The organism is Paenarthrobacter sp. C1 (genome assembly GCF_049315185.1).
Classification (GTDB): Bacteria; Actinomycetota; Actinomycetes; order Actinomycetales; family Micrococcaceae; genus Arthrobacter; species Arthrobacter nicotinovorans.
Map to the genome: position 1 here is coordinate 94,897 of NZ_CP186053.1, position 22,232 is coordinate 117,128.

General features: G+C 63.0%; 19 protein-coding genes and 2 pseudogenes. 6 read left to right on the plus strand and 15 right to left on the minus strand.

Features of this window, described 5'->3' with window-relative positions; all coding sequences use genetic code 11:
* The first annotated feature begins 150 nt into the window (after window positions 1-150).
* Window positions 151-2,286: a hypothetical protein gene (locus ACNAOU_RS22825; protein WP_422758820.1), complete on the plus strand. Its 2,136-nt coding sequence runs from the start codon at window positions 151-153 to the stop codon at window positions 2,284-2,286.
* 37 nt (window positions 2,287-2,323) lie between these two features.
* A complete protein-coding gene (locus ACNAOU_RS22830; protein ID WP_422758821.1) occupies window positions 2,324-2,782 on the plus strand; it encodes a hypothetical protein in 459 nt (152 codons plus the stop codon).
* 133 nt (window positions 2,783-2,915) lie between these two features.
* On the opposite strand, the gene ACNAOU_RS22835 is transcribed toward ACNAOU_RS22830, so the two are convergent.
* Complete coding sequence (locus ACNAOU_RS22835) at window positions 2,916-5,801, minus strand: Tn3 family transposase (RefSeq protein ID WP_001138082.1); 2,886 nt, start codon at window positions 5,799-5,801, stop codon at window positions 2,916-2,918.
* Between the two features lie 125 nt (window positions 5,802-5,926).
* Between ACNAOU_RS22835 and ACNAOU_RS22840 the strand changes: the two genes are divergently transcribed.
* The 4 genes and pseudogenes from ACNAOU_RS22840 to ACNAOU_RS22855 all read left to right on the plus strand — a co-directional run bounded on the left by ACNAOU_RS22840 (window position 5,927) and on the right by ACNAOU_RS22855 (window position 9,481).
* Window positions 5,927-6,541, plus strand: coding sequence for a recombinase family protein (locus ACNAOU_RS22840; protein WP_193593888.1), 615 nt, complete (start codon window positions 5,927-5,929; stop codon window positions 6,539-6,541).
* 64 nt (window positions 6,542-6,605) lie between these two features.
* A pseudogene (locus tag ACNAOU_RS22845) lies at window positions 6,606-7,741 on the plus strand (IS3-like element IS1133 family transposase).
* Window positions 7,742-7,842: 101 nt separating this feature from the next.
* Window positions 7,843-8,645 (plus strand): annotated as a pseudogene (gene aph(3'')-Ib / locus ACNAOU_RS22850) (aminoglycoside O-phosphotransferase APH(3'')-Ib).
* The gene (locus ACNAOU_RS22855; protein WP_000480968.1) at window positions 8,645-9,481 is read left to right on the plus strand and encodes an aminoglycoside O-phosphotransferase APH(6)-Id; all 837 of its coding nucleotides are present in this window, start codon (window positions 8,645-8,647) and stop codon (window positions 9,479-9,481) included. Before aph(3'')-Ib ends, ACNAOU_RS22855 begins: the two are co-directional and overlap by 1 nt.
* Window positions 9,482-9,522: 41 nt before the next feature.
* On the opposite strand, the gene ACNAOU_RS22860 is transcribed toward ACNAOU_RS22855, so the two are convergent.
* From ACNAOU_RS22860 to ACNAOU_RS22925, 14 genes are all read right to left on the minus strand, one after another.
* A complete protein-coding gene (locus ACNAOU_RS22860) occupies window positions 9,523-9,780 on the minus strand; it encodes a hypothetical protein (protein ID WP_193593887.1) in 258 nt (85 codons plus the stop codon).
* A gap of 133 nt (window positions 9,781-9,913) precedes the next feature.
* Complete coding sequence (locus ACNAOU_RS22865) at window positions 9,914-10,186, minus strand: hypothetical protein (RefSeq protein WP_422758822.1); 273 nt, start codon at window positions 10,184-10,186, stop codon at window positions 9,914-9,916.
* An 835-nt stretch (window positions 10,187-11,021) separates the two neighbouring features.
* Window positions 11,022-11,687 carry a hypothetical protein gene (locus ACNAOU_RS22870; protein WP_422758823.1) on the minus strand — a complete coding sequence of 222 codons (666 nt, stop codon included), beginning with the start codon at window positions 11,685-11,687 and terminating at the stop codon, window positions 11,022-11,024.
* A gap of 133 nt (window positions 11,688-11,820) precedes the next feature.
* Window positions 11,821-12,654 carry a hypothetical protein gene (locus ACNAOU_RS22875; RefSeq protein ID WP_422758824.1) on the minus strand — a complete coding sequence of 278 codons (834 nt, stop codon included), beginning with the start codon at window positions 12,652-12,654 and terminating at the stop codon, window positions 11,821-11,823.
* The gene (locus ACNAOU_RS22880; protein ID WP_422758825.1) at window positions 12,642-15,161 is read right to left on the minus strand and encodes a fibronectin type III; all 2,520 of its coding nucleotides are present in this window, start codon (window positions 15,159-15,161) and stop codon (window positions 12,642-12,644) included. The genes ACNAOU_RS22875 and ACNAOU_RS22880 overlap by 13 nt, the downstream gene beginning before the upstream one ends.
* Window positions 15,162-15,215: 54 nt before the next feature.
* Window positions 15,216-15,761 (minus strand): hypothetical protein, encoded by a 546-nt coding sequence (locus ACNAOU_RS22885; protein WP_422758826.1) that lies wholly within the window; start codon window positions 15,759-15,761, stop codon window positions 15,216-15,218.
* Window positions 15,698-16,522: a hypothetical protein gene (locus tag ACNAOU_RS22890; protein WP_422758827.1), complete on the minus strand. Its 825-nt coding sequence runs from the start codon at window positions 16,520-16,522 to the stop codon at window positions 15,698-15,700. Before ACNAOU_RS22890 ends, ACNAOU_RS22885 begins: the two co-directional genes overlap by 64 nt.
* Complete coding sequence (locus tag ACNAOU_RS22895; protein WP_193593883.1) at window positions 16,489-18,321, minus strand: S-layer homology domain-containing protein; 1,833 nt, start codon at window positions 18,319-18,321, stop codon at window positions 16,489-16,491. The genes ACNAOU_RS22890 and ACNAOU_RS22895 overlap by 34 nt, the downstream gene beginning before the upstream one ends.
* Window positions 18,318-18,521 carry a hypothetical protein gene (locus tag ACNAOU_RS22900; RefSeq protein ID WP_193593882.1) on the minus strand — a complete coding sequence of 68 codons (204 nt, stop codon included), beginning with the start codon at window positions 18,519-18,521 and terminating at the stop codon, window positions 18,318-18,320. The genes ACNAOU_RS22895 and ACNAOU_RS22900 overlap by 4 nt, the downstream gene beginning before the upstream one ends.
* A gap of 107 nt (window positions 18,522-18,628) precedes the next feature.
* Window positions 18,629-19,102, minus strand: a complete 474-nt coding sequence (locus ACNAOU_RS22905; protein ID WP_193593881.1) for a prepilin-type N-terminal cleavage/methylation domain-containing protein — start codon at window positions 19,100-19,102, stop codon at window positions 18,629-18,631.
* A gap of 126 nt (window positions 19,103-19,228) precedes the next feature.
* Window positions 19,229-19,708 carry a prepilin-type N-terminal cleavage/methylation domain-containing protein gene (locus ACNAOU_RS22910; RefSeq protein ID WP_193593880.1) on the minus strand — a complete coding sequence of 160 codons (480 nt, stop codon included), beginning with the start codon at window positions 19,706-19,708 and terminating at the stop codon, window positions 19,229-19,231.
* Window positions 19,709-19,845: 137 nt separating this feature from the next.
* Window positions 19,846-21,105, minus strand: coding sequence for a type II secretion system F family protein (locus tag ACNAOU_RS22915; protein WP_193593879.1), 1,260 nt, complete (start codon window positions 21,103-21,105; stop codon window positions 19,846-19,848).
* Window positions 21,106-21,219: 114 nt separating this feature from the next.
* Window positions 21,220-21,351, minus strand: a complete 132-nt coding sequence (locus ACNAOU_RS22920; protein WP_255527685.1) for a hypothetical protein — start codon at window positions 21,349-21,351, stop codon at window positions 21,220-21,222.
* Between the two features lie 280 nt (window positions 21,352-21,631).
* The gene (locus tag ACNAOU_RS22925; protein ID WP_193593878.1) at window positions 21,632-22,186 is read right to left on the minus strand and encodes a hypothetical protein; all 555 of its coding nucleotides are present in this window, start codon (window positions 22,184-22,186) and stop codon (window positions 21,632-21,634) included.
* Window positions 22,187-22,232: the final 46 nt, after the last annotated feature.

Consider the following 22,232-nt stretch of genomic DNA (forward strand, 5'->3'; position numbering starts at 1 on the left):
CGTCTCGGCACGGGGCCAGACCATTGCCGTCATGACGGCCATGGGAGAGTCCGGCCTGCGCGTACTGGACCACGGCGACGGGCCCGGCCCGGACTCCCGCGGCCTCTTCCAGCAGCGCGACAACGGCGTCTGGGGTCCTACCAGGACCGGATGGACCCCACGGTCTCCGCCACCAACTTCTTCAAGGCCCTTCAGAAGGTCAGCGGGTGGGAGCAGCTCGACCCCACCGCGGCCGCGCACCGGGTCCAGCGCAACGCCGACCCCTACCACTACCAGTCCTACTGGCCAGCAGCCACCGAAGTCGTCGCCGCCCTCGCCGATGTGCCCACCACGGGCGGTCAGAGCTCCTGCGGCATCCCCGGGACCGCAGGCAGGGACGATGACCTGCCCTGGCGCACGGCCCCGCTCTACCAGGCCTCTCCCCTGGGCATGTTCAACCGTGAATGCACCGACTTCGCCCTCTGGCGCATCAACCAGCAGCTCGGCAGCGCCGGCGCCCCCTACAGGGTGCTCAACAGCACCTTCCGGCCCGACGGCGACATGCTCGGCTCGGCCCTGACCTGGAAGGACGCCTGGGACGCCAAGGGCTGGCCCACCGGCGACACCCCCGGCTCGGGGCGGTCGTCTGGTACGCCCCCGGCACAGGCGGAGCCGACCCTGCCTACGGCCACGTCGGCATCGTCAAGGCCGTCAACGGCGACGGCAGCTACCTCGAAGAGGGCTACAACGGCAACCCGCCCCCGGACGACCACGCCTACTACACCCGCACCGTCCAGGACGGCACCCCCAGCGCCTTCCTGTACCTGCCCGGCAGCGACCACCCGGAGGAACCATGAGACGGACCCTGACAGCCCTCGCGGCCGTGCTCGCGTGCACCGCCTGCTCGGCCCCGGCCTCCAGCACCACGCCCCAAGGGCAGATACCCAGCGCTTCCGCCGCAGCGCCGGCGACGCTCAGCAGCGGCGGCCGGTCCCAGGCCCCCGGAGGCACAGCCCCGCCCACCCTCGGCATCGCCTGGGACGAGCAGAGCAAGACCTCCGCCCTCGACACGGCGACCAAGGCCATGGACCTCTACGCGCGCCCCACCGTTGCCGACACGGTCTGGATCCAGGACCTGGGGCAGCTCCTCACCCCCAGGCCGCCGCGGACTACCAGTACGTCGACCCGGCTGACATCCCGGTCAGGAAGATCACCGGCCCCGGCCGCCTCAAAGTCGACCGGGCCAACGGCTTCGGCTGCCACGTCGTGTTCCCCACCGATGCCGGGGACTACGACGTGCAGCTGCTGCGCGCCGCGGCCGGCAAGCCCTGGCAGGTCAACCGCTTCACACCCCGGACGGCACCAAGTAAGGCCCGACAGGCGCCAATCAAGGACAGGACAGACCATGGAAACGCAGGCCCTCGACTTCCCAGGATCGACGCCGTCCTCCGTGCCGACGGAACCGGCGAAGTCACCATCAACGGCACCTCCCACGCCATCCAGGCCGACGACGAAGCCGCCGTCCTCAGCCAGGCCCTCGGCCTCATCACCGACACCGCCGCCCAGCTCGGCCGACCCGTGAAGGTCAGCACCACCGACCCCGACGGACAAGGCCTCATCATCGTCACCCCCGAAGGCACCGTCAGCGAGGCGCCCCCAGCCAAGGCCGCCCCACGGCGCCCGCAGGGTCCCGTGCCGCCAAAGCCCGCTCCCGCGCCCGTCCCCGACGCCCCTGCGCTCGAGGAGGAACTCCGGCACCGGCCCGCTGCGCCCGCGACCTTCGGCGCCGCCATCGCGCGCACGCAGGAACCTGCCCCGGCCGCTGGAGCCGCTGCGAAGCCGGCAACTCGGAGCAGCCTCAAGCACACCTCATTCCTCGTCAGCGCCCCCTTGCTGCAGCCGGCCACGCGGGGCTGGCGCGGCGCCCTCAGCCGCCTGGGCCTGAAGATGAGCCCCTCCGCCGAGGAACTGGCAGAGCGCGAGGACGTCCGCACCGTGAGCCAGCACTGGCCCGGCCCCCGCACCGTGGCCGTCGTCAACCGCAAGGGCGGGGCCAACAAGACCCCACCGTCGTCATGCTCAGCGCCATCCTCGCCCGCTACAGCGGCGCCGCGACCGTCGCGTGGGACAACAACGAATCCCAGGGCACGCTCGGCTGGCGGACCGAGAAGGGCGGCCACGACAACAGCGTCCTGGACCTCATCGACTCCTCCCAGGCACTCCTCTCCCCAGCGCCCAGGCCGCCGAGATCGCCCGATTCGTCCACCACCAGACCGCGGACAAGTACGACGTCCTCCGCTCCGATGAGAACGACGAAGGCGACCACGAGGTCACCGCCGAAGAAGTGGACATCGCCCACCAGGTCCTCACCCGCTACTACCGCCTCATCGTCATGGACTCCGGCAACACGGCCCGGGCCGCCAATTGGCGCAGGATGATCCACCACACGAACCAGCTCGTCGTCCCCGTGACAGCCATCGAAGACCGGGCCGAGGCCGCACGCCTGACCCTCCAGACCCTCCAATCCCGAGGCGGCCACGACGCCGAGCTCGCACGCAACGCCGTCGTCATCGTCTCCGAATCCACCGACGCCAGACACAGCATGACCAGCGACGCCCTCAAACGCGCCAAGGACGAAGCCCGCCGCATCGCCGACGCCTTCACCCCCACGTCCGCGCCGTCGCCCGCATCCCCTACGACCCCGCCCTCGTCAACGGACCCATCCGCTACGACGCCCTCCAACCCGCCACCCAACGCGCCTGGCTCGCCGCCGCAGCAGCCGTGGCCCTGGGCTTCTAAGTGAAGGCCCGGTCCTCATGACTCACGACACGCCACGGCCGGATGTCCCACTTAATTCATTCCAATTGGGATTCACTGGGCCATGCAAGCCTCGCAGCCAAGGAGGGGTCGTTTGCGGGAGGGGGCGGAATCCTACGCTAAGGCTTTGGCCAGCGATATTCTCCGGTGAGATTGATGTGTTCCCATCCGAGCGGCGAAACATGGGCCAAGAGATCGGGCGATAGCAGCTTTCCATCGCGTTTCTGGTTTGCAACGACCTCGCCGAGCTTCATGGTGTTCCAGAAGATGATGATGGCGGCGAGCAGATTCATGCCGGCGATGCGGTAATGCTGGCCTTCGGCGGAACGGTCGCGGATTTCACCGCGGCGGTGGAAGCTGATTGCCCGCTTCAGCGCATGATGAGCTTCGCCTTTGTTGAGCCCGATCTGGGCACGCCGTTGGAGTTCGGCATCCAGAATCCAGTCGATCATGAACAGGGTGCGCTCGACGCGACCGACTTCCCGCAGGGCTGTCGCGAGCTCGTTCTGCCGCGGATAGGAGGCGAGTTTCCGCAGAATCTGGCTTGGCGCGACGGTACCGGCAGCAATGGTGGCGGCGATGCGCAGGATGTCGGGCCAATTGCGCTCGATCATGGCTTGGTTGACCTTTCCGCCGATCAACGCTCGCAGGTGCGCCGGGGCGGCCGACGGATTGAACGCGTAGAGCCGTTTGGATGGCAGGTCGCGGATGCGCGGAGCGAACCGGTAGCCGAGAATGGCACATGCGGCAAAGACGTGATCGGTGAAGCCGCCCGTGTCGGTGAACTGCTCGCGGATATGGCGTCCAGCATCGTTCATCAGCAGGCCATCGAGGATGTAAGGCGCTTCGCTTGCCGTTGCAGGAATCACCTGGGTTGCGAACGGCGCATATTGGTCGGAGACGTGGCTATAGGCTTTCAGGCCCGGGGTATTGCCATATTTCGCGTTGACCAGGTTCATGGCCTCACCTTGCTCTGTAGCGACGAAGAACTGTCCGTCGCTCGAAGCCGACGTGCCCATGCCCCAGAACCGGGCCATGGGTAACGCTGCCTGTGCCTCGACCACCATGGCCAGCGCCCGGTCATAGGCTTCGCCCTCGACATGCCACCGTCCAATGCGGATCAATTCCCAGAAGGTGTGGGTGTTTGTCGCATCCGCCATTTTGCGCAAGCCGAGGTTGATCCCTTCCGCCAAGATAACGTTCATTAGCCCGATCCGGTCAGCGCAGGGTGCTCCTGTGCGCAGATGGGTGAACGCTTCGGTGAAGCCGGTCGCCGCATCCACCTCCAGCAGGAGATCGGTGATGCGCGTGGGCGGGATCTGCTTGTAGAGATCGAGCACCAGATCTTCGGCGCCTGTCGGCGCGGCGGCTTCGAGTTTCTCGATATGCAGAACGCCGTTTTCAATCGACCCGCCCGGGATCGTGCCTGCGCGAGCGGCACGGCCAAGCTCGCGCAACCGCATGTCGAGGCGAGCTTGCCGGTCTGCCAGCCATTCCTCCGGCCGCAATGGCACAGCGAGACGACCGCCTTCCGCGATGGATTGTGCCGGAACGAGTGCGTGTTTCAGATCGCCATAGCGCCGGGACCTAGTAAGCCAGACATCTCCGGAGCGGAACGCATCGCGCAGATGGAACAGCACCGCGATCTCCCATAGGCGAGCGTCGCCAGCCCTCTGGGCCCGAAGGTGGCGATGCCATTTCGAGCTGGGCCGCAAGAAGCTGGTCATCGCGGCATCGTTCAAACCGGTACGAAGGGCCGTCACCGCTTCCAGAAGCGGCAGTGCAACGGGCGCAGCTCGCAGATCGAGCAGGCGCAACATGCGTGGAGCGTATCGGCGGAAGCGGTGATAACCGTCGAGCACATGATTGAGCGGATCGTCGGCCATGGTGGCGGTCAGCCTGGTTGCCATTGCAACAAGGGTTTTTAAACCGTCCCACCCTGACCCACTCGCGATGACATCGCCCAGCGGCTGGCCATCATCCTGTGCATCGACCAGGGCGCCCCCGATCTCGGCGAAGGATTTCAGGGTGTCACGCACCACCCCCGCTTCGTCTGCGACCTTTGCATGGCAAATACGCTCCGAAGCACGGTAGAGACGGCCGACGATCCGGTCGTGGGTTTCGACCACTGCGTCGGCCAACATCGCCTGCCATTCCGAGACGCAAACAGCCAAGATCGCAAGCCGCCTGTCCTCCGGGAGATCGCGCATGCCGTCGGCATAATACCGTTCACCCTGCCTGCGCAGACGAGTCACCCGATGGGCAGGAACGCCGGCAAGCAGATCCTCGGGGAGATCGATGCGTTGCAGATATTCGAGCCGGTCGAGCAGCCGGTTGGCCGACGAAGAGTTCGAGCCAGGCTCGAACTGGCGCAGCCACACAAAACGGGTCACCCGATCATCAGCCGTCTCCTCGAGCAATGCCAGCAACTGTTCTCGGATCGACATAGGCAGCCGACTGGCGATCCTCGTCTCGATGCGTCGCTCGGCATCGACGAGAGCCGCGGCACAAAGCCGCTCGATCGTGGATGTCGCGGGAAGGACAGTGCGGGTGCGTCGGCACTCGGCTACGAAGCGACGGGCGATATCCTCGTTCGACACCGCCATCTCGGCTTCTCGGAACAACCATTCCTTCAGCTCGCTCGCACCACGTCCGGAGAAGGTGCGGAAGCCGTAGAGCCCCCGTAACTCGGCAAGATGCTCGTGCCGTGTTTCCTCGCGGGCAGCATAGTCTACGAGATCGTCGGCACCCAGGCCAAGCTGCGCTCCGATAAATTCGATGACCTCTGCAGGGATCAGTTCGCCTGGAGCCAGCACCCGGCCGGGATAGCGCAGGACACACAATTGCAGGGCGAAGCCGAACCTGTTGTGAGCGCGCCGACGCAGCCTGATATGCCCAAGGTCTTCATCACTCAGCGTATAGTGCTTGAGCAAATCCGTCTGTGAAGTCGGCAAGCGCAACAGCGCGTCTTTCTGCCGATCGGTTAGAGTGACGCGACGCGGCATACATGTTCCTTTTTCAAAATCTGATAGCGTTCAAGACGCTTTGTTTATGAAGCTGGTTGAGATACATTTCCAGAGGTCAATGCAATCGTGGCCGAAGCGCCGCCTCAAACCAACGTTTGTGATACATGCTGATCGGATATGCCCGCGTCTCCAAAGCCGATGGCTCGCAGTCTCTCGACCTGCAGCACGACGCCTTGCGCGCCGCAGGTGTCGAACGGGACAATATCTATGATGATCTTGCTTCCGGCGGTCGTGATGATCGCCCTGGCTTGACTGCCTGCCTCAAGTCATTGCGTGACGGCGATGTGCTGGTGGTCTGGAAGCTCGATCGCCTCGGACGATCGCTTGCCCATCTGGTCAACACGGTGAAGGAGCTGTCAGACCGCAAGATCGGCCTGCGGGTTCTGACTGGAAAGGGCGCTCAGATCGACACCACGACTGCGTCCGGTCGCATGGTGTTCGGAATCTTCGGCACCTTGGCCGAGTTCGAGCGGGATCTGATCCGAGAGCGCACCATGGCGGGTCTCGCCTCCGCGAGAGCGCGCGGTCGCAAGGGCGGACGAAAATTCGCGCTCACCAAAGCTCAGGTGCGTCTCGCGCAAGCCGCCATGGCCCAGCGCGATACTTCAGTTTCCGATCTCTGCAAGGAACTCGGCATCGAGCGCGTCACTCTCTACCGATATGTCGGTCCCAAAGGCGAGCTCAGAGACCATGGAAAGCATGTTCTCGGACTTACGTAGTGGACTTGCCTCGGTTTCGTTCCGGTCTTTTTGAGAGCATTATTTGTTATCAAGGAGACCATATATGTCATTAAAGCATAGTGATGAATTTAAGCGTGATGCAGTTCGCATAGCACTCACTAGTGGCTTAACACGCCGTCAAGTTGCGTCAGATTTAAGTATTGGGCTTTCCACGCTTGGGAAATGGATCGCATCAATTTCCGATGAAACTAAAATTCCTACCCAAGACACTGATCTTCTGCGTGAGAATGAACGTTTACGCAAAGAGAACCGTATCCTTCGGGAGGAGAGGAGATATTAAAAAAGGCAGCAATATTTTTCGCAGTACAAAAGCTGTGAGATTTCAGTTTATTACGGATTACCGTGGCTCTCTCTCACGTTCACGCATATGTCGTTTGATGGGCGTAACAGATCGTGGTTTACGTGCATGGAAACGCCGTCCTCCATCACTGCGCCAGCGTCGTGATCTTATACTTCTAGCGCATATACGTGAGCAGCATCGGTTGTGTTTGGGGAGCTATGGTAGGCCGCGTATGACAGAAGAGTTGAAAGCGCTGGGCCTGCAGGTTGGGCAGCGTCGGGTTGGACGTTTGATGCGCCAGAATAACATTACAGTTGTTCGAACGCGTAAATTCAAACGGACAACGGATAGTCATCATACCTTCAACATTGCACCGAACCTATTAAAACAAGACTTTAGCGCAAGCGCACCCAACCAGAAATGGGCAGGCGATATCACTTATGTTTGGACCAGAGAAGGATGGGTCTATCTTGCTGTTATCCTTGACCTGTATTCCCGTCGCGTGATTGGCTGGGCAACAGGTGATCGATTAAAGCAGGATCTTGCATTAAGGGGCACTGAATATGGCGTTGGCTTTACGCAAACCACCACCGGGTTGTATTCAACACACAGACCGTGGGAGCCAATATTGCGCTCATGAATATCAAAAGCTACTGCTCAAACATCAATTGCTGCCGTCCATGAGCGGGAAAGGCAATTGTTTTGATAACTCCGCAGTAGAAAGCTTCTTTAAATCATTAAAGGCTGAGTTGATTTGGCGCAGACACTGGCAAACAAGGCGAGATATTGAGATTGCAATCTTCGAATATATAAATGGCTTTTATAATCCACGCCGAAGACATTCAACACTCGGCTGGAAATCGCCGGTGGCATTTGAGAAAAAAAGCCGCTTAAAATGAGAGATAGACCGGAACACAACCGGTGCAAGTCCATAGCAACTCGTTTCTTTTCGCAGGTTGAGCCACCTCCGCGCTTCATCAGAAAACTGAAGGAACCTCCATTGAATCGAACTAATATTTTTTTGGTGAATCGCATTCTGACTGGTTGCCTGTCAGAGGCGGAGAATCTGGTGATTTTGTTTTTCGACGTGGTGACGGGCATGCCTTCGCGAAAATCGCACCTGCTTCCCGCCGCGGTGAGCTCGCTGGAGAGCGTGACCGCCTCATTTGGCTCAAAGGTCGAGGTGTGGCTTGCCCCGAGGTGATCAACTGGCAGGAGGAACAGGAGGGTGCATGCTTGGTGATAACGGCAATTCCGGGAGTACCGGCGGCTGATCTGTCTGGAGCGGATTTGCTCAAAGCGTGGCCGTCAATGGGGCAGCAACTTGGCGCTGTTCACAGCCTATCGGTTGATCAATGTCCGTTTGAGCGCAGGCTGTCGCGAATGTTCGGACGCGCCGTTGATGTGGTGTCCCGCAATGCCGTCAATCCCGACTTCTTACCGGACGAGGACAAGAGTACGCCGCAGCTCGATCTTTTGGCTCGTGTCGAACGAGAGCTACCGGTGCGGCTCGACCAAGAGCGCACCGATATGGTTGTTTGCCATGGTGATCCCTGCATGCCGAACTTCATGGTGGACCCTAAAACTCTTCAATGCACGGGTCTGATCGACCTTGGGCGGCTCGGAACAGCAGATCGCTATGCCGATTTGGCACTCATGATTGCTAACGCCGAAGAGAACTGGGCAGCGCCAGATGAAGCAGAGCGCGCCTTCGCTGTCCTATTCAATGTATTGGGGATCGAAGCCCCCGACCGCGAACGCCTTGCCTTCTATCTGCGATTGGACCCTCTGACTTGGGGTTGATGTTCATGCCGCCTGTTTTTCCTGCTCATTGGCACGTTTCGCAACCTGTTCTCATTGCGGACACCTTTTCCAGCCTCGTTTGGAAAGTTTCATTGCCAGACGGGACTCCTGCAATCGTCAAGGGATTGAAACCTATAGAAGACATTGCTGATGAACTGCGCGGGGCCGACTATCTGGTATGGCGCAATGGGAGGGGAGCAGTCCGGTTGCTCGGTCGTGAGAACAATCTGATGTTGCTCGAATATGCCGGGGAGCGAATGCTCTCTCACATCGTTGCCGAGCACGGCGACTACCAGGCGACCGAAATTGCAGCGGAACTAATGGCGAAGCTGTATGCCGCATCTGAGGAACCCCTGCCTTCTGCCCTTCTCCCGATCCGGGATCGCTTTGCAGCTTTGTTTCAGCGGGCGCGCGATGATCAAAACGCAGGTTGTCAAACTGACTACGTCCACGCGGCGATTATAGCCGATCAAATGATGAGCAATGCCTCGGAACTGCGTGGGCTACATGGCGATCTGCATCATGAAAACATCATGTTCTCCAGTCGCGGCTGGCTGGTGATAGATCCCGTCGGTCTGGTCGGTGAAGTGGGCTTTGGCGCCGCCAATATGTTCTACGATCCGGCTGACAGAGACGACCTTTGTCTCGATCCTAGACGCATTGCACAGATGGCGGACGCATTCTCTCGTGCGCTGGACGTCGATCCGCGTCGCCTGCTCGACCAGGCGTACGCTTATGGGTGCCTTTCCGCAGCTTGGAACGCGGATGGAGAAGAGGAGCAACGCGATCTAGCTATCGCGGCCGCGATCAAGCAGGTGCGACAGACGTCATACTAGATATCAAGCGACTTCTCCTATCCCCTGGGAACACATCAATCTTACCGGAGAATATCGTTGGCCAAAGCCTTAGCGTAGGATTTCGCCCTCTCCCGCAAACGACCCCTTTCAAGCCGCGCCTTCTCGCGGAGGGCCTCGGCGAGGTCAGCACCCGCTGAGCGGGCCTGGCCTTCATGCTTGTGCTGGAATTCCAGGACAGAGGTTTCGAGCTCTCCCATGGCGCCCAGCACAACGGAGAGGAAATTGTCGCGGCCGTGCTGGTAGGACTCCAGCGGGCTCGCTGTGGTGGCGGTGGTCATGGGACTCCCAGGGTGTGCGTCGGGAAAAGCATTTACCGTAACAGTCTATCTTCTTACACCAAGCGAACAAAACCACAAGCGGCAGCAAAAGCCCCGCTGCTCGACTGCGCAGCGGGGCTTTTTAATCGGGCGTTTAGCGGCTCTCCCAGGCCTTCGCCACGGCGTCCTTGACGTTAGCCTTGATGGCAGCGGTCGCGGCAGCCGCCTTGATCTCAGCAGCCTTCTTCTCCTCTGCTGCCTTAGCTTCAGCAGCCTTCGCCTCGGCCGCAGCGGCTTCCGCAGCAGGAGCTTCGGAGGCAGCCTGTGCTTCAGCTGCGACCGCGGGGTCAACCTCGGCGCCCGTTGCGGCATCAACCCATCCACCCTGGGCATTCTGCTGTACTGCGGCCCCGGTGCTGGGGTTCACGTAGGTTCCCCCGCCTCCCCCGAAGGAGCAGTGTAGGACGGAGCGGTGTAAGAGGGGGCAGAGCCACCGCCACCGACCAACGGAGCACGGTAAACCGGCGCTGGAGCTGGAGCGGGAACGGGCGCCTGGTAGCCCGGTGCAGGTTTGGGGGCAGGTGCAGTGGCCGGAGCGGGCGCCTGGTAAACGGGAGGTGCGGGAGCCTGGTAAACCGGGGGCGCCGGTGGCTGGTAGCCGGGTGCGGAAGGTGCCGTGCCGGCCCCGCCTCCCCTGGGCCGCCGACATTCCCGCTGCCCGAGCCGTTACCGATTCCACCGCTGGAGTTCGGGGCGCAGGTTCCGCCCATGGCGCCACCGAGGTTTACCCAGTGCATTCCCGCCGGGCACCCTGCCGCCTGAACGGGCGCGGCGCCGAACAGCAGGGAGGCTCCCAGTGCCGAGGCCGCGAGCAGGCCGGTCATTGTGCGCTTCAAGTTATTCTCCATTTCTCAGAAATTACACGCCGGGTAGCAAAGCGTCAACAACTCGTCTCTCACTTGGATGCTTGTTCGATTGCACCATACGTGAAAGTCATCTGCATGGAACGGGTGCTGGCCGACACCGCTTGTGTGGCGACATTTTCCTTCCCTGAATAGATGCCCGTCGCGGCCGCACCCCAGGCCGTTACGTTTGACACTGCCGACACAGCCTCGTCCTTGATGACGGCAGGGCTTCCAGCCCCTGTCCTGAACCCATCGTTCCCTTCCCCGGTGCCCGGAAGGCGGCACTGCTGAGAATGCCGTCCATCCCACTGGAGAAGCCCGTGTACTTTACGTTGTTGTTCGTGACCTCCCCGATCTTCACTGCTGTAGCGTCCAAGGCGCCTCGGGCCCGGTGAAGTTGATTTGCTCCGGGTCGACCCCTCCTGACCGGAAATCTCCGCTCCAAGAAGTGCCGTCGGGACTTGTTCCAACCCAAGTCGTTCCTTCGGTGAAGCCGAACCCATTGCGCATGACCGCAGTGAGTGCCCTTGCGGAAGCGGTGTCATCGGGTCCAGTCAGCGACCGGACTTCGTTGTCCGGGTTGCGGTACATTGACCCCTCTGTCGTTGTGAGAACTCCGGCGTAGCCTCCCGCGCCGGCCATTGTCTGCTCAGGTGCCTTGAACGACGTGAGCCAGGACTGTCCGATGACCACCGTGCTTCCCTCCACGAAGACACGCCTCCCCTCGAACCCGTTGGCACTCTTGAGCCATTCGGCAATCTTCTGCGCAGCGTCGGTACTGGAAGCTTCGATATAGAACAAGCGCGACGGTCCGGTCATCGGGATGTCGTGCTTTTCGTGGTCCTGGCTGCGGGAGTATCCGATGGCCTTGATGTCACCACTGAAGGAGGAAGCGTTCAGTTCGGCCAGTCTTGTGTCTGCAGGGGCCATGGCGCCCACCTTGGCCCACCACGACTCCGAGTACGGAGCAAGGACGAGGGTGTCCGCGTCTGCGGGGGCCAGCGCCGGGATGGCGGTTGCCACCTGGGCGCCTTGACCGGGACCTCCCCAGAGAGGAGGAGGGCTGCGGTCAAGGCCGACAGGCCCAGGACCGCGGCGGCGGCCGCAGCGGTCCTGTAGTGGACCGGCTTGCGGCGGCTGTCTTTACGGAGGGGCTTCACTTGGTTCTCCACTGTGGTCGGTTGTTGTTGTTGACGGCCTGGCACGCCTGGCCGGGCACGTAGCCGTAGCACGGGTACGTGGGTTCGGTCAGCTGGTCCCAGGTGCCGTGGTATGGCCCGCAGCCACTGTCGAAGGTCGCGTAGGCGCTCAGCGTGAGCCTCAACCGGGCCGAAGGCGGGCCGCCGTTGGCCCCGGCGTTCTGGATGTCGAATCCGGAGGTCACACCGTAGTAGTAGGGGTGGCCGGCCCCGGCGTTGACGTTCGGGTTGCCGTCACTCGGTGTCAGCCACGTGCCGCTGGTGTTCGCGAAGTTGGCTGCCCCCTTATCCAGCTGCAGCCCCCAGATGGAAGTTCCGGCCCAGGCGCCATAGAGGGGCGCGTGGTTCAGGTCGATCATGCGAGCACCAACGTAGTGGTCCGGCCAGTCCCACCGCGCCGTTTGCTGGTTGCTCGGGGTGTTGTAGGAGCAAGTGATCTGGACGATGGCGTGGTGAGGCAGATCAGCCGGTGTGATCAGGTTGGCGGTTGTGCGGCTTCGGGTCAGCCCGTTCTTTCCCTTGGCGACCACGGTGTAGTTGTAGGTCGCCCCCGGGGCAGCCTTGCCGGACTGCGTGCCTGAACCGCCGCCGGAAAACACTTTGGGGTCATCGTCGGCGGCCATGGGCAATCCCAGCGAAGGATCGGACGTCACCGTGTCGTTGGCGACCGCCCTGCGGGTGGTCGTGATGGACACTGCTCCGGCCGAAGCGCCCCAACCGACGGTCGTCTGACCCGGCGTGCCAACGGATGAGCTTGAGCCGGCGACGTCTGTGCTGGTCAGGTTTGCCATGAAGCGCTCCCGGCCCTTGCCGGTGGAGTCCCCAGCCACTGGTTTACGCCGAAGTCACCTGGGTAGGTGTTGACCGTGGTGGTGGCCACGTCGCTGTACCCGCCATTGGTGACGGCCTCATTCTTGGCCCGGGCAGAGAAAGTCACTGTTTCGCCCTCGGGGTTGGATGAGGTTGTCCAGGTCAGCGGTGATCCGCTGCCGGCTGCTGGCTGGTCCAAGGTTGAGACTGGAGTGCCGTTCCGGGACAGCACGTACTTGCAGGTCGCGGAGGTGCAGAACTTGTTCGCGCGATCGTTGCCGCCGTCTGCGTCAGCGGTTGAAGCGAATGTCGCACCCGAGGTGCTCAGGTCCGGTGCCTTGGTGGTTTTCAGGACCGGGGTGGCCGGTCGCTGGGTGAGCCTGACCTTTGCCGAGAAATCGACGCTTACGCCTGTCGGGTTGACCGCCTTGACGTAGTAGTCGAACTGGGTGCCCTTGGCCGCGGGATCCGTCAGTGATGTCTTCGTCAAACCGCCGGTGCCTGCCTGGCAGTCGCCGGCAAGGCAGGTGACTGCGCTGGTCATGGGTGTGACGCGGGCCGGCAGGTAACCGGTAGCGGAGAGGGTCGGTGCCCAGACAACCTGGTTCGCGCCGTCGAGGTCCCTGGTCTGTCCAGCGGCAGCGGAGACTGTGCTGATTGAAGGGATCGGAGGGAACTGCAGCTGAGTCACCGGCCGAGGGGCAGGCTTGACGTTCGGCTGGCTGATGGCGGCACGAACGGCCGCCAGCGCGCCTCCGCGGTAGACCGCGGTGGACGTAACCACCCCAGTGGCAGGCTCCTGGTACGTAACCGTGGGCATCGTGCCTGTCGCCGCGGTTACTCCTGCCTCGGGGTTGGCGCTGGAGGCTTTGCCGCTGGCGGTACCGCGCGGACCGTCATTGACGGCAGCCACGTAGTAGGTCCAGGTCGTGCCGTAAGGGACGATGTCCCTGTACGTCAGCGGCGAGGACGCCGGAACTGTCCCAAGCTTGGTGACTGCCCCGGCGCTGCCACTGTTGTACCGCCAGATGTCATACTCGATAGCCGTCGGTGATGCGCTCCAGGTGATGACGTTGATGCCCTTGGTCAACCGGTCAGAACCCGTGCCGTACTGCGGGGTGACGTTTACGTTCTGCGGTGCCGCAGGGTGCGTGAGCGTCGTGATGTGGGCGGAGTCGGCCGACTGCCCCTGGCCTGCTCCGGCGTTGGCTTTGATGAACCATTCATACCTAGCTCCCCAGCCGCCTTCGTCCCAGGTGAAGGTCGTGGTTGCAGCGGGCAGACCGGCGGCAGCCGAGTTGAACGCGGTCGTGAGCGGGTTGCCGGAGACCGGATCAAGCTCGCGGTATTTCAGGTCGTAGCTGGAAGCGCCTGGAACGGCATCCCACTTGAGGGTGATCCGCGGCTTCTTGAGCCCAAGAGCGCCGTCGGTTCCGTCGGTCCATTCGTGTGCCTCATCGGCGGAGGGCAGGACGGTGGAGTTCTTGAAGGCTGGTGCGGCGATCTGAGGAGACCAGGGCTTCGGGGTGCAGGCGTTGGCGCCCAGGGTGCCGTCGGCGTTGCGGGGCTGGACCCGGTAGTTGATGACCTCGACCGGGCCCGGGGTGACGGTTGCGTCGGTGAAGGACTTCTGCGCGTCCGAGGCAGCAGCAGTCACTGTGCCTACCTGGGTGGCGTTGCGGAACACGGCGTAGGACGTGTAGCCGGGCAGTGTGGACCAGGTGATGACCGGCTTTCCGGCGGCGTTGGTGTCCACCCGCACGGCGGCGCAGGCAGCCGAGGGGGCTGCGGTGTCGGCCTTGCCGGAGACGCTGCGCGGCGCGGCGGAGGTCTTGTTCTCCACGACACCGGTCTTGCCCCCGTTGGAGGTAGTGCCGGCCTTGAGGTCGATGTTGACGAGCGCGATGTCGTACGTCTTCTTGCCGTCAGCGGGGTTGGTGCGGGCGTTCTCGGTCAGGGCCGCCTTGGGGGCCTTGACGTCGAGAATGGCCCCGTCCCTGTCGGTGTAGGTGAACAGGTCGCCATCCAGCTGCAGGTTCTCCACGGATACGCGGGTGTCCAGGTTGGCTGTGCCGGCTGCGGCCGTGGGCAGGCTGCTGCGGTCGTAGGCTGCCACTCCGGCGTCGCCTGACCAGACCTGCTGGTACAGCTTGCCGCTGTTGACGACCCAGCGGGTGATGACGGGGTTGTCGGCTTTGCCCGCCTCCACCTCGGTGGAAGCGGTCACGAGCTCGTTCGGTGCGGCGTACTTGATGGTGTCCGATGCCTGGATGTTCGCCACGGCGCGGTCCAGTGCCTCGGAGATGGCCGTGTTCTGCTCCTGGGTGGAGGCGTTGCCGGCCGCGGCGTTGTTCATGGTGGTGAAGTACAGGATCGGTCCGCCAACGATGATGGCGGCAAGCCCGACGCCGACGACGGCGTCGACGAGCCCGGCTCCCGCATCACGGCGGCGCTTCTTGTACCGGTCAATCAGAGTTTTCAAGGCCATACCTTTCCTGTGTGCGGCCAAATTGTTTTCCGTCGCACGAGTCATGCCGTCCGTCTAGGGCGACCGGGTTCCGGCGGGCTGCTGGTAGTTGGCGAGGTACCAGACGGTGTTGTCGAAGATGCTGTCCCCGGTCGGTCCGATCGGGCCTTTGCGGTCCGGATAGCTGGCGTCGGTGTTGTCGCCCTGGCGGAATTGCCCGGCGACCCGGACGGTCATGCATGCCAGGGAGCCGGAGAAGTTCAGGCTCTTGGTCAGCGACCTGAAGCCGCCCGGTGCCGCGGTGGTTGTGGTGCACAGGCCCTTGGGCGCGTAGGCGTAGACGTTGCGGACCACGAGGGAGCTGCTGGAGGCCTCCTCGGTCGGGAAGGTGACGTTGCCGTTGGTATAGATGTTCAGGCCGGTGCCGGTAGTGGCGCTGATGTTCTGCCGGATCGTGACACCGCCGGAGACGTAGGCGTTGAACGATCCGTTGCCCTGGATGACGGTCGGCACATCGAAGTCCATGGATGCGTAGCAGCCGACGTTGCCGCCGGCGGTCAGTACCCCGCCGTTATGGGATGCCTTCCAGTCTTCCGGCGTGGCGCCGCCGCAGGTGGCCATGTTGTCCGTGATGAAGTTGGGGTCAAGGGCCAGTCCGGCCGGGGCCCGGACGGCTCCCGGACGGAGAGGGACGTTGCTGCGGGTCCGTACTGGTAGAAGCTCGCCGCTACCTTCGAGGTCGTTCCCGTCGCCGCCTTGACGTCCAGGGTGCTGCCCAGCAGCCCGATCGAGCCGGTGATGAACGGATTGGCTGACCCGATGCCGTTCGTCGCCGTGACGGATTTGCCCATCAGGGTGTGGGTGAACGCTGTGGACGGTGCCACCTGGTACGTGATGGACTTGTCCGCCTCCACCTTGAAGCCGCCGACCCTGGCGCCCTGGGCAGTGGCCTGGACCTTGCGGGTCGCGCCACGGAATGTGCCGGTGGCGTGCAGAACCGCGGACTTGCCACCCGATCCCATAGTCACTGGTTCCGCGTACCAGGACCAGCTGCCGTCGTTGGAGGTACCCCCGGTCCGCGGTGCGGCCGAGGTGGGCAGGAGGGCCGGCTGGACCTCGTTGAGCTGGTACAGGGCATCCTGGATGGCCAGGTCTGCCAGCTGTCCGGACTGGACGAAGTCGGAGGTCTGCACGGAGCTCTTGATCGTCCGGTCGGTGGCGGAGATCAGCCAGTACACGGTGCCGGCCACCAGCACGAACAGCATGATGGTGGAGACCAGGATGAATCCCTTATCGCGGACGCCCCGCCGGCGTGCGTCTTCGAAACGGTCAAATATCCAGCCGCGCATCAGTGCAGCACCGCCCCGCCGCTGGAGGTCCATGTGATGTACCCGCTCTCAAAGTCCTGTCGTTGCATCCCGTTCCAGACGTACTCGCTGGAAATTGGGTAGCCGTATCTGCCGTTCTCGGCGCCTTGGGCTATCCATGCCTGGCCGATGGCACCCATCACAATGTGGGAACCGAGGTTGTACACCCAGTAGATGTAGCCGCCTTGGTAGTTCTGCTTCCTGCCGCCGTTTTTGATGGGGATTTCGTCCGTGGTCGGGTAGCCCAGCCAGCCCTTCTCGGCTCCATAGGCCAGCCAGCTGGCGCGAATCGAGCCGTTGGAGGCATGTGCACCTGTCGCGGCGGACCAAAGAATGGCACCGTTTTCGAAGTCCTGTGAGGCACCGCCGTTGGTTAGACCAGCTACACCATCGTTGGTCGGGTAACCCAGGAACCCGGTTTCGTAACCCAGAGAGGCCCATTCGTCCCGGATTGGCCCCGTCATGGACAGAGTGGCTCCTGTGTTCGGAGACCAAAGGATGCAGCCCAGTGCGTAGCAGCGGTACTTTCCGCCGTTGATCAGGCCGCTGACCTCTGCAGTGGTCGGGGTCCCCAGGATTTTCGGGCCGTTGACCGCGTCGTACTTCTTGTCGATGTCGGTCACAGCCGCCGGAGGCTTCTGGCCGAACTTCTTCGAGTAGTCACTGAAGTAGACAGCCATCGAGCCCCGGCTCAGCGCTGTGCCGGGCTGGAATTGGCCACCCGGGTAGCTCCGGATGACGTTGTTGGATGCTGCCCACGCCAGTTCGAGATAGTCCGAGTCCGTGGTGGCGACATCGGAGAACGGTGACGTCGCAGGCGCCGTGTAGGCCGGGCGGCCAGCCAGCCGGTAGAGCATGATGGCAAGGTCCTTGCGGGTGACCTGCGTGCCGGGGCTGAGCGTAGCGCCGTCCCAGGGCAGGATGCCCTTGGCGTCAAGGTAGGTGATCTCGGTGAAGTAGGTGTTCGACGTAGCCACGTCAGTGAACGGCGATTTAGACGGGTCGGACCAGGCCGGGGACCCGATCAGCCGGTACACGTAGGCGGACATGGCGTCCCGCCCGGTGGTGTTCGTCGGCCGGTAGGTATAGTCCCCGTTGACCTCGACCCAGCCGCTGTGGATTCCCGCCGTGTGCATCCAGTACATCTCGTCGTAGAAGGGGTCTGTGAGGGGCACGTCGGCGTAGAAGGACGTCGGCACAGGCACCGGTGTGGGCGTCGGTGTAGGGGTGGGTGTCGGCGTGGGAGTCGGTGTTGGCGGCGCTGTGGGGGCGACCTCGACTGAGCCGCGGATGCCGTCCGGGACGGACTCGCCGATGCCGGGGGTGATAAGGATCTGCTGCGGCTTCTTATGGGTTGTGGAGGGGTCCCCTGCCACGTCCTGCCAGGAAACTTCGACCATGACCAGTTTGGTCCCGTAATCGGAAACGCCGGTGGGCTTCTTTTGCCAGCCGACGGCGGTCTTGACGGTGACGGGCAGTCCGCGGACCACGACGGGGTCAGCGGTGGAGGCCAGGACTCCGCCGGTGACGGCAGGGACGCCGGAGGGAAGTGTCACGGCGGGGGCGGCGTTGGTGCCGAGCTTGTCCCAGGTGGTGGCCTTGGCCTTTTCCAACGCGTCCTGGGCTGCCTGCACAGCGATTGTCTCGTTCACAGCGGTGCGCTGGGTGACCGTGGCCTGGCTGGTGACGCTGGTGTAGCCGAGGGTGAGCACGGAAATGATTCCGAGGCTGACGACGCCTTCAAGGATGATGGAGCCCTTGTCCTGCTTCAGGAACCGTTCCAGGAGGCGCCGTGCCGGGGCGTGGGCGCTCAAACTGTCATCTCCGCGAAGTCAACGGGACGGGGAGCGGGAAGGTTTGCGTCGGTGGATTCGAAAGCCTCAATGTCGCCCCATGTGGTGGCTGCACGGTCGTGCACCCACCGGCGTGAGGGAAGTGTCTTCAGCAGGGCTGACCCCATGCCGGCGACGGCCTCGGGCAATGCGCTGTCCGTGGAGGGTTCGTACGCCGACATGGGGACCTTTCCGCTGGAACTGGAGCTGTGTTGGGGTGAGGCAGGACTTCGCCTGCCGGAAGCGTCCGAAGCCAAGGAAGGCCCCGGCCGCTTCCGTTTAGGTGCCGCTACGGGCAGGCCGTCGCACCCTTCGGGGTTACCTGCAGGCCGGCAGCTGCACCCTGGCTGGTGTACTTCACGCAGTAGTTGGTTACCGCGGTGTTGGTCCCGGAGATGGTGTAGCCAAAGCCGGTGGCATCGACAGCGCCGGTGAGGGTCGTCTCCGGGCTCTTGTTGGCGGAAGCGACCGAGGCGGTCACGTTCGCGGCAACGTACTTTGCCTTGCCGGTCAGGGAGTAGTCTGAGTCAACGGTCAGGGCAGCGTTGGAAACCTCTGCGGAGAGGTTCTGCACCGCCGCGCGTTCGAAGTACTTGGAGAACTGCGGAAGGATCGCCAGTGCCAGGATGGCGATGATGGCCATGCCGGCCATTATTTCGATCAGCGAGAAACCGGCATCACGGCGCTTGCGCTTGGGCGGTTCCTTGCTGGCGATCCGGGCGCGGGCCTCCTGCGGATCCAGGACGAGTGCGATGTTGCTCAAGGTGGAGCCTTTCTCAAGTCGGGGGCCGGAGGGCTTGCCCGGGTGGCGAGGGGTGTCTGCATAGTGCCTACACACAGGAACATGCGTAGATATTTGAGGCGTCCCCGCAGGAGCTGCCCGGACCCGCTAGGAGCAGGTAGGGTTGGCCGCTTTTGAGTCGACTTTCAAACCGGCGGTCGCGCCCTGGCTCACGTACTTGACGCAGTAGTTCGTCACCGCGGTGTTGGTGCCCTTGATGGTGTAGCCGAAGCCGGTGGCATCGACGGTGCCAGTGAGGGCAGACTCCGGGCTCTTGTTGACGGAAGCGACCGAGGCAGTCACGTTGGCCGCAACGTACTTGGCTTTGCCGGTCAGGGAGTAATCGGATTCGACCGTGAGGGCTGCGTTTGAAACTTCGGCGGAGAGGTTCTGCACCGCCGCGCGTTCGAAGTACTTGGCGAACTGCGGCAGAATCGCCAGCGCCAGGATGGCGATGATGGCCATGCCGGCCATGATTTCGATCAGGGAGAAGCCCGCGTCGCGGCGCTTCCGTCCGCTGGTGCGGTCTGCCGGTGTGTTCCGGGTGCGTGCCTCATGAGGGTCCAGGAGTCGGGCGAAATTCCCCAAAGTAGTGCCTTTCTCGAAACCGGGCTTCGTCACGGGCGCCCGGATGTCTTCTCGGGCTGAAATACCCGTCACCAGGAAACATGCGTAGATACCGCGCGACGGGTCACCGGAGGTCCGCGCCGTTCGGGCCCTGCCTTCTAGTAGGGAGCGATGACGTCTCCGAGGCTGAAGTACGGGAGGTAGATGGCAAGGGCGATGATCAGCACCATGCCGGCGATCCCGATAAGGAAGATCGGTTGGACGTAGGCTTCCATGTTGTTGGTCGTGTGGTCGACGTCGCGTTCGTACAGCTTGCCGACGGCCCGCAGGGACTTGGCGGTCTCGCCGGTGTCCTCGCCCAAGGCCAGGAACTTGAGCAGCATCTTCGGGAACAGCGGCTCCTGGCGAAGTGGCTCCATGATGGACTGGCCCTTGAGCTTGCCGTCGCGTGCCTTCAGCACGGCCTGCTCCATGACGATGTTGCCGACCGAGCCGGCGGTGATGGCCAGGGCATCGGTGATGTGGACGTTGTTCTCGGCCAGGGATGCCATGATGCGGCAGAACTTGGTCAGTGCAATGTCCCGGAACAGCTTGCCGAAGACAGGCAGCTTGAGCTTGAACGGATCCACGAACCCGCGCACCTTGGCGTCCTTGGAGTTGCGTCGGTACCAGATGGTGCCGATGACGCCCAGGACCGCCAGCAGCGGAACCGCCCATGCCATTTGGGCAGAGACAGCCATGACCGCCTGGGTCAGAAACGGCAGTGAAGCCTTGCCGTGGCTCAGGTCCTTGTACATGGCGCCAAACTTGGGCACGACGTACATCATCAGGAACACGAAGATCGCCGAGCTGAGGGCCAGGACGACCATCGGATAGGTCAGTGCTTTTTTGACCTTGGCGCGCTGTTCGTCTTCGCTCTCCAGGTCATTGGCGACCTGGTTGGCAGCTTGGGCCACGAAGCCACCCTTGTCGCCGGCAGCTAAGGTCTTGGTCATCAGTTCCGGGAAAATGTATGGGTGCTTGGCCATCGCCTCATGCATCTTGACGCCCTCGGAGCTCATGTCCTTGAGCACCTGGGTCAAGCCGTGGGCCAGAACGACGTCGCCGATCTCCCCGTCATCGAGGATTTCGGTGATGGCGGCCCGTTCGTCGTAACCGACCTCGAGGTACATCGCCAGCTGCCGGCTGGCGGCGACCATGGCGCGCGCCTTGGGCCGTGATTTCTTCCCGACCACTGCTGTTCCAGTCTGTCGGACCGAAAGAATGGACGTGTAGTCGGGGTTCGCCGCGAGCTTGGCGATTGCCGCTTCGCGCGTGGTGGCGACGGCGGTGCCGGACTTTGGCTTGCCGTCGGCGCCCTCGGCCCGGAACGCGAACGTCTGGTTCTTCTTGGCTGGTGCTACCGCGGTGGTCGTCAAGGTGGCTCCTGAGGTGGTCGTTCCCCGCGGCCTCGGGCCACGGGCGGTCATCTACCTGCAAACATGCGTAGACGCCGCGGGCAGAGGCCTGCCGGGCACCGGGGGCAGCCGCACCTACGGAGCGAGGGCGCCGGCCAGGGTGCCGCCCAGAAGGGCTGCCAGGACACAGACGGCAACGGCTGCCGGGGCGTTTCGGCGCGCTGCACGGCCGGCTTTGCGCAGGGCACGTCGGACGGAAACGATCATGGGAGAAGTCCTCTTCATATCAGGGAACATGCGTTGATTTTGGGCCGACGGGCGTGGAGGCCGGGCGGGCCTGCCGCACACATAAAGAGCACGAAACCACCACGAAAACCGCCGCCTCAGGACCGGTGTCAGCGGTGAAAGAGACGGCGGATTCCGCACACATTATGGAGGTGAGAAACGGCATGGAAAATCAGCAGATACACCCCGGATCGGGTAGTGGAAAAGCCGATGCCGCACACATTAGAAGTGTGACGGAGACCGGAAAAGGAGACGCTGTGGACTACTTGGCAGACTCGCTCGGAGCAGGGCTCGGAGAGGCCGAAGCGGAAGCCGGGAACGTGATTACCCAGGCGCCGTCACGGAACACCAGATCGTTCACCGAGTCAGCCAAAGCATCGCTGTTGGCAACCTTGGCGCCGCCGGCCTTGACCGTCACAGCATCCACCGGAACCGTAGCCTTCTGACCGTCAACGACAACCTTCGACTCATCAACGTCCACGGAGACGGCAGCCTTCGGGTCGGCCATCTTCACCAGCACGAAATCGGACACAGTGTTCTGCACCGTCTCGGTAGGGGTGTCCTTGTCCAGGAACTTCACGGCAGGGGCAAACGTCTCCGCGGTGGCCTTGTCGGCAACAGCCTTGGCGACCTCATCGGAGGTGCCGGCGGCGACGAAGCCCTTGATGGCCTCGGCTGCCTTTGCGCCGGTGAGCTGGGTCGAATCAACGCTCGGGCTCGGTGCCGCGGCCGGGGTGTTCGTGGAGCAGGCCGATGCGCCGAACGCGATGGCAGCGGTCAGTGTCAGTACCCCGAAACCCTTGGTGATGCTGTTCATGGTCAAATCCTTCATCGTCAATAGCGAATAACTCTTAATCGACAAG

Excerpts from the sequence above, each read along its gene's own strand:
- ACNAOU_RS22920 (WP_255527685.1), bottom strand. The coding sequence starts at position 21,351 with ATGATCGTTTCCGTCCGACGTGCCCTGCGCAAAGCCGGCCGTGCAGCG.
- ACNAOU_RS22825 (WP_422758820.1), top strand. The coding sequence starts at position 151 with ATGGACCCCACGGTCTCCGCCACCAACTTCTTCAAGGCCCTTCAGAAG.
- ACNAOU_RS22890 (WP_422758827.1), bottom strand. The coding sequence starts at position 16,522 with ATGGACCTCCAGCGGCGGGGCGGTGCTGCACTGATGCGCGGCTGGATA.
- ACNAOU_RS22925 (WP_193593878.1), bottom strand. The coding sequence starts at position 22,186 with ATGAACAGCATCACCAAGGGTTTCGGGGTACTGACACTGACCGCTGCC.
- ACNAOU_RS22875 (WP_422758824.1), bottom strand. The coding sequence starts at position 12,654 with ATGGCAAACCTGACCAGCACAGACGTCGCCGGCTCAAGCTCATCCGTT.
- ACNAOU_RS22840 (WP_193593888.1), top strand. The coding sequence starts at position 5,927 with ATGCTGATCGGATATGCCCGCGTCTCCAAAGCCGATGGCTCGCAGTCT.
- ACNAOU_RS22855 (WP_000480968.1), top strand. The coding sequence starts at position 8,645 with ATGTTCATGCCGCCTGTTTTTCCTGCTCATTGGCACGTTTCGCAACCT.
- ACNAOU_RS22860 (WP_193593887.1), bottom strand. The coding sequence starts at position 9,780 with ATGACCACCGCCACCACAGCGAGCCCGCTGGAGTCCTACCAGCACGGC.
- ACNAOU_RS22885 (WP_422758826.1), bottom strand. The coding sequence starts at position 15,761 with ATGGCCACCTGCGGCGGCGCCACGCCGGAAGACTGGAAGGCATCCCAT.
- ACNAOU_RS22880 (WP_422758825.1), bottom strand. The coding sequence starts at position 15,161 with ATGGCCTTGAAAACTCTGATTGACCGGTACAAGAAGCGCCGCCGTGAT.
- ACNAOU_RS22835 (WP_001138082.1), bottom strand. The coding sequence starts at position 5,801 with ATGCCGCGTCGCGTCACTCTAACCGATCGGCAGAAAGACGCGCTGTTG.
- ACNAOU_RS22900 (WP_193593882.1), bottom strand. The coding sequence starts at position 18,521 with ATGTCGGCGTACGAACCCTCCACGGACAGCGCATTGCCCGAGGCCGTC.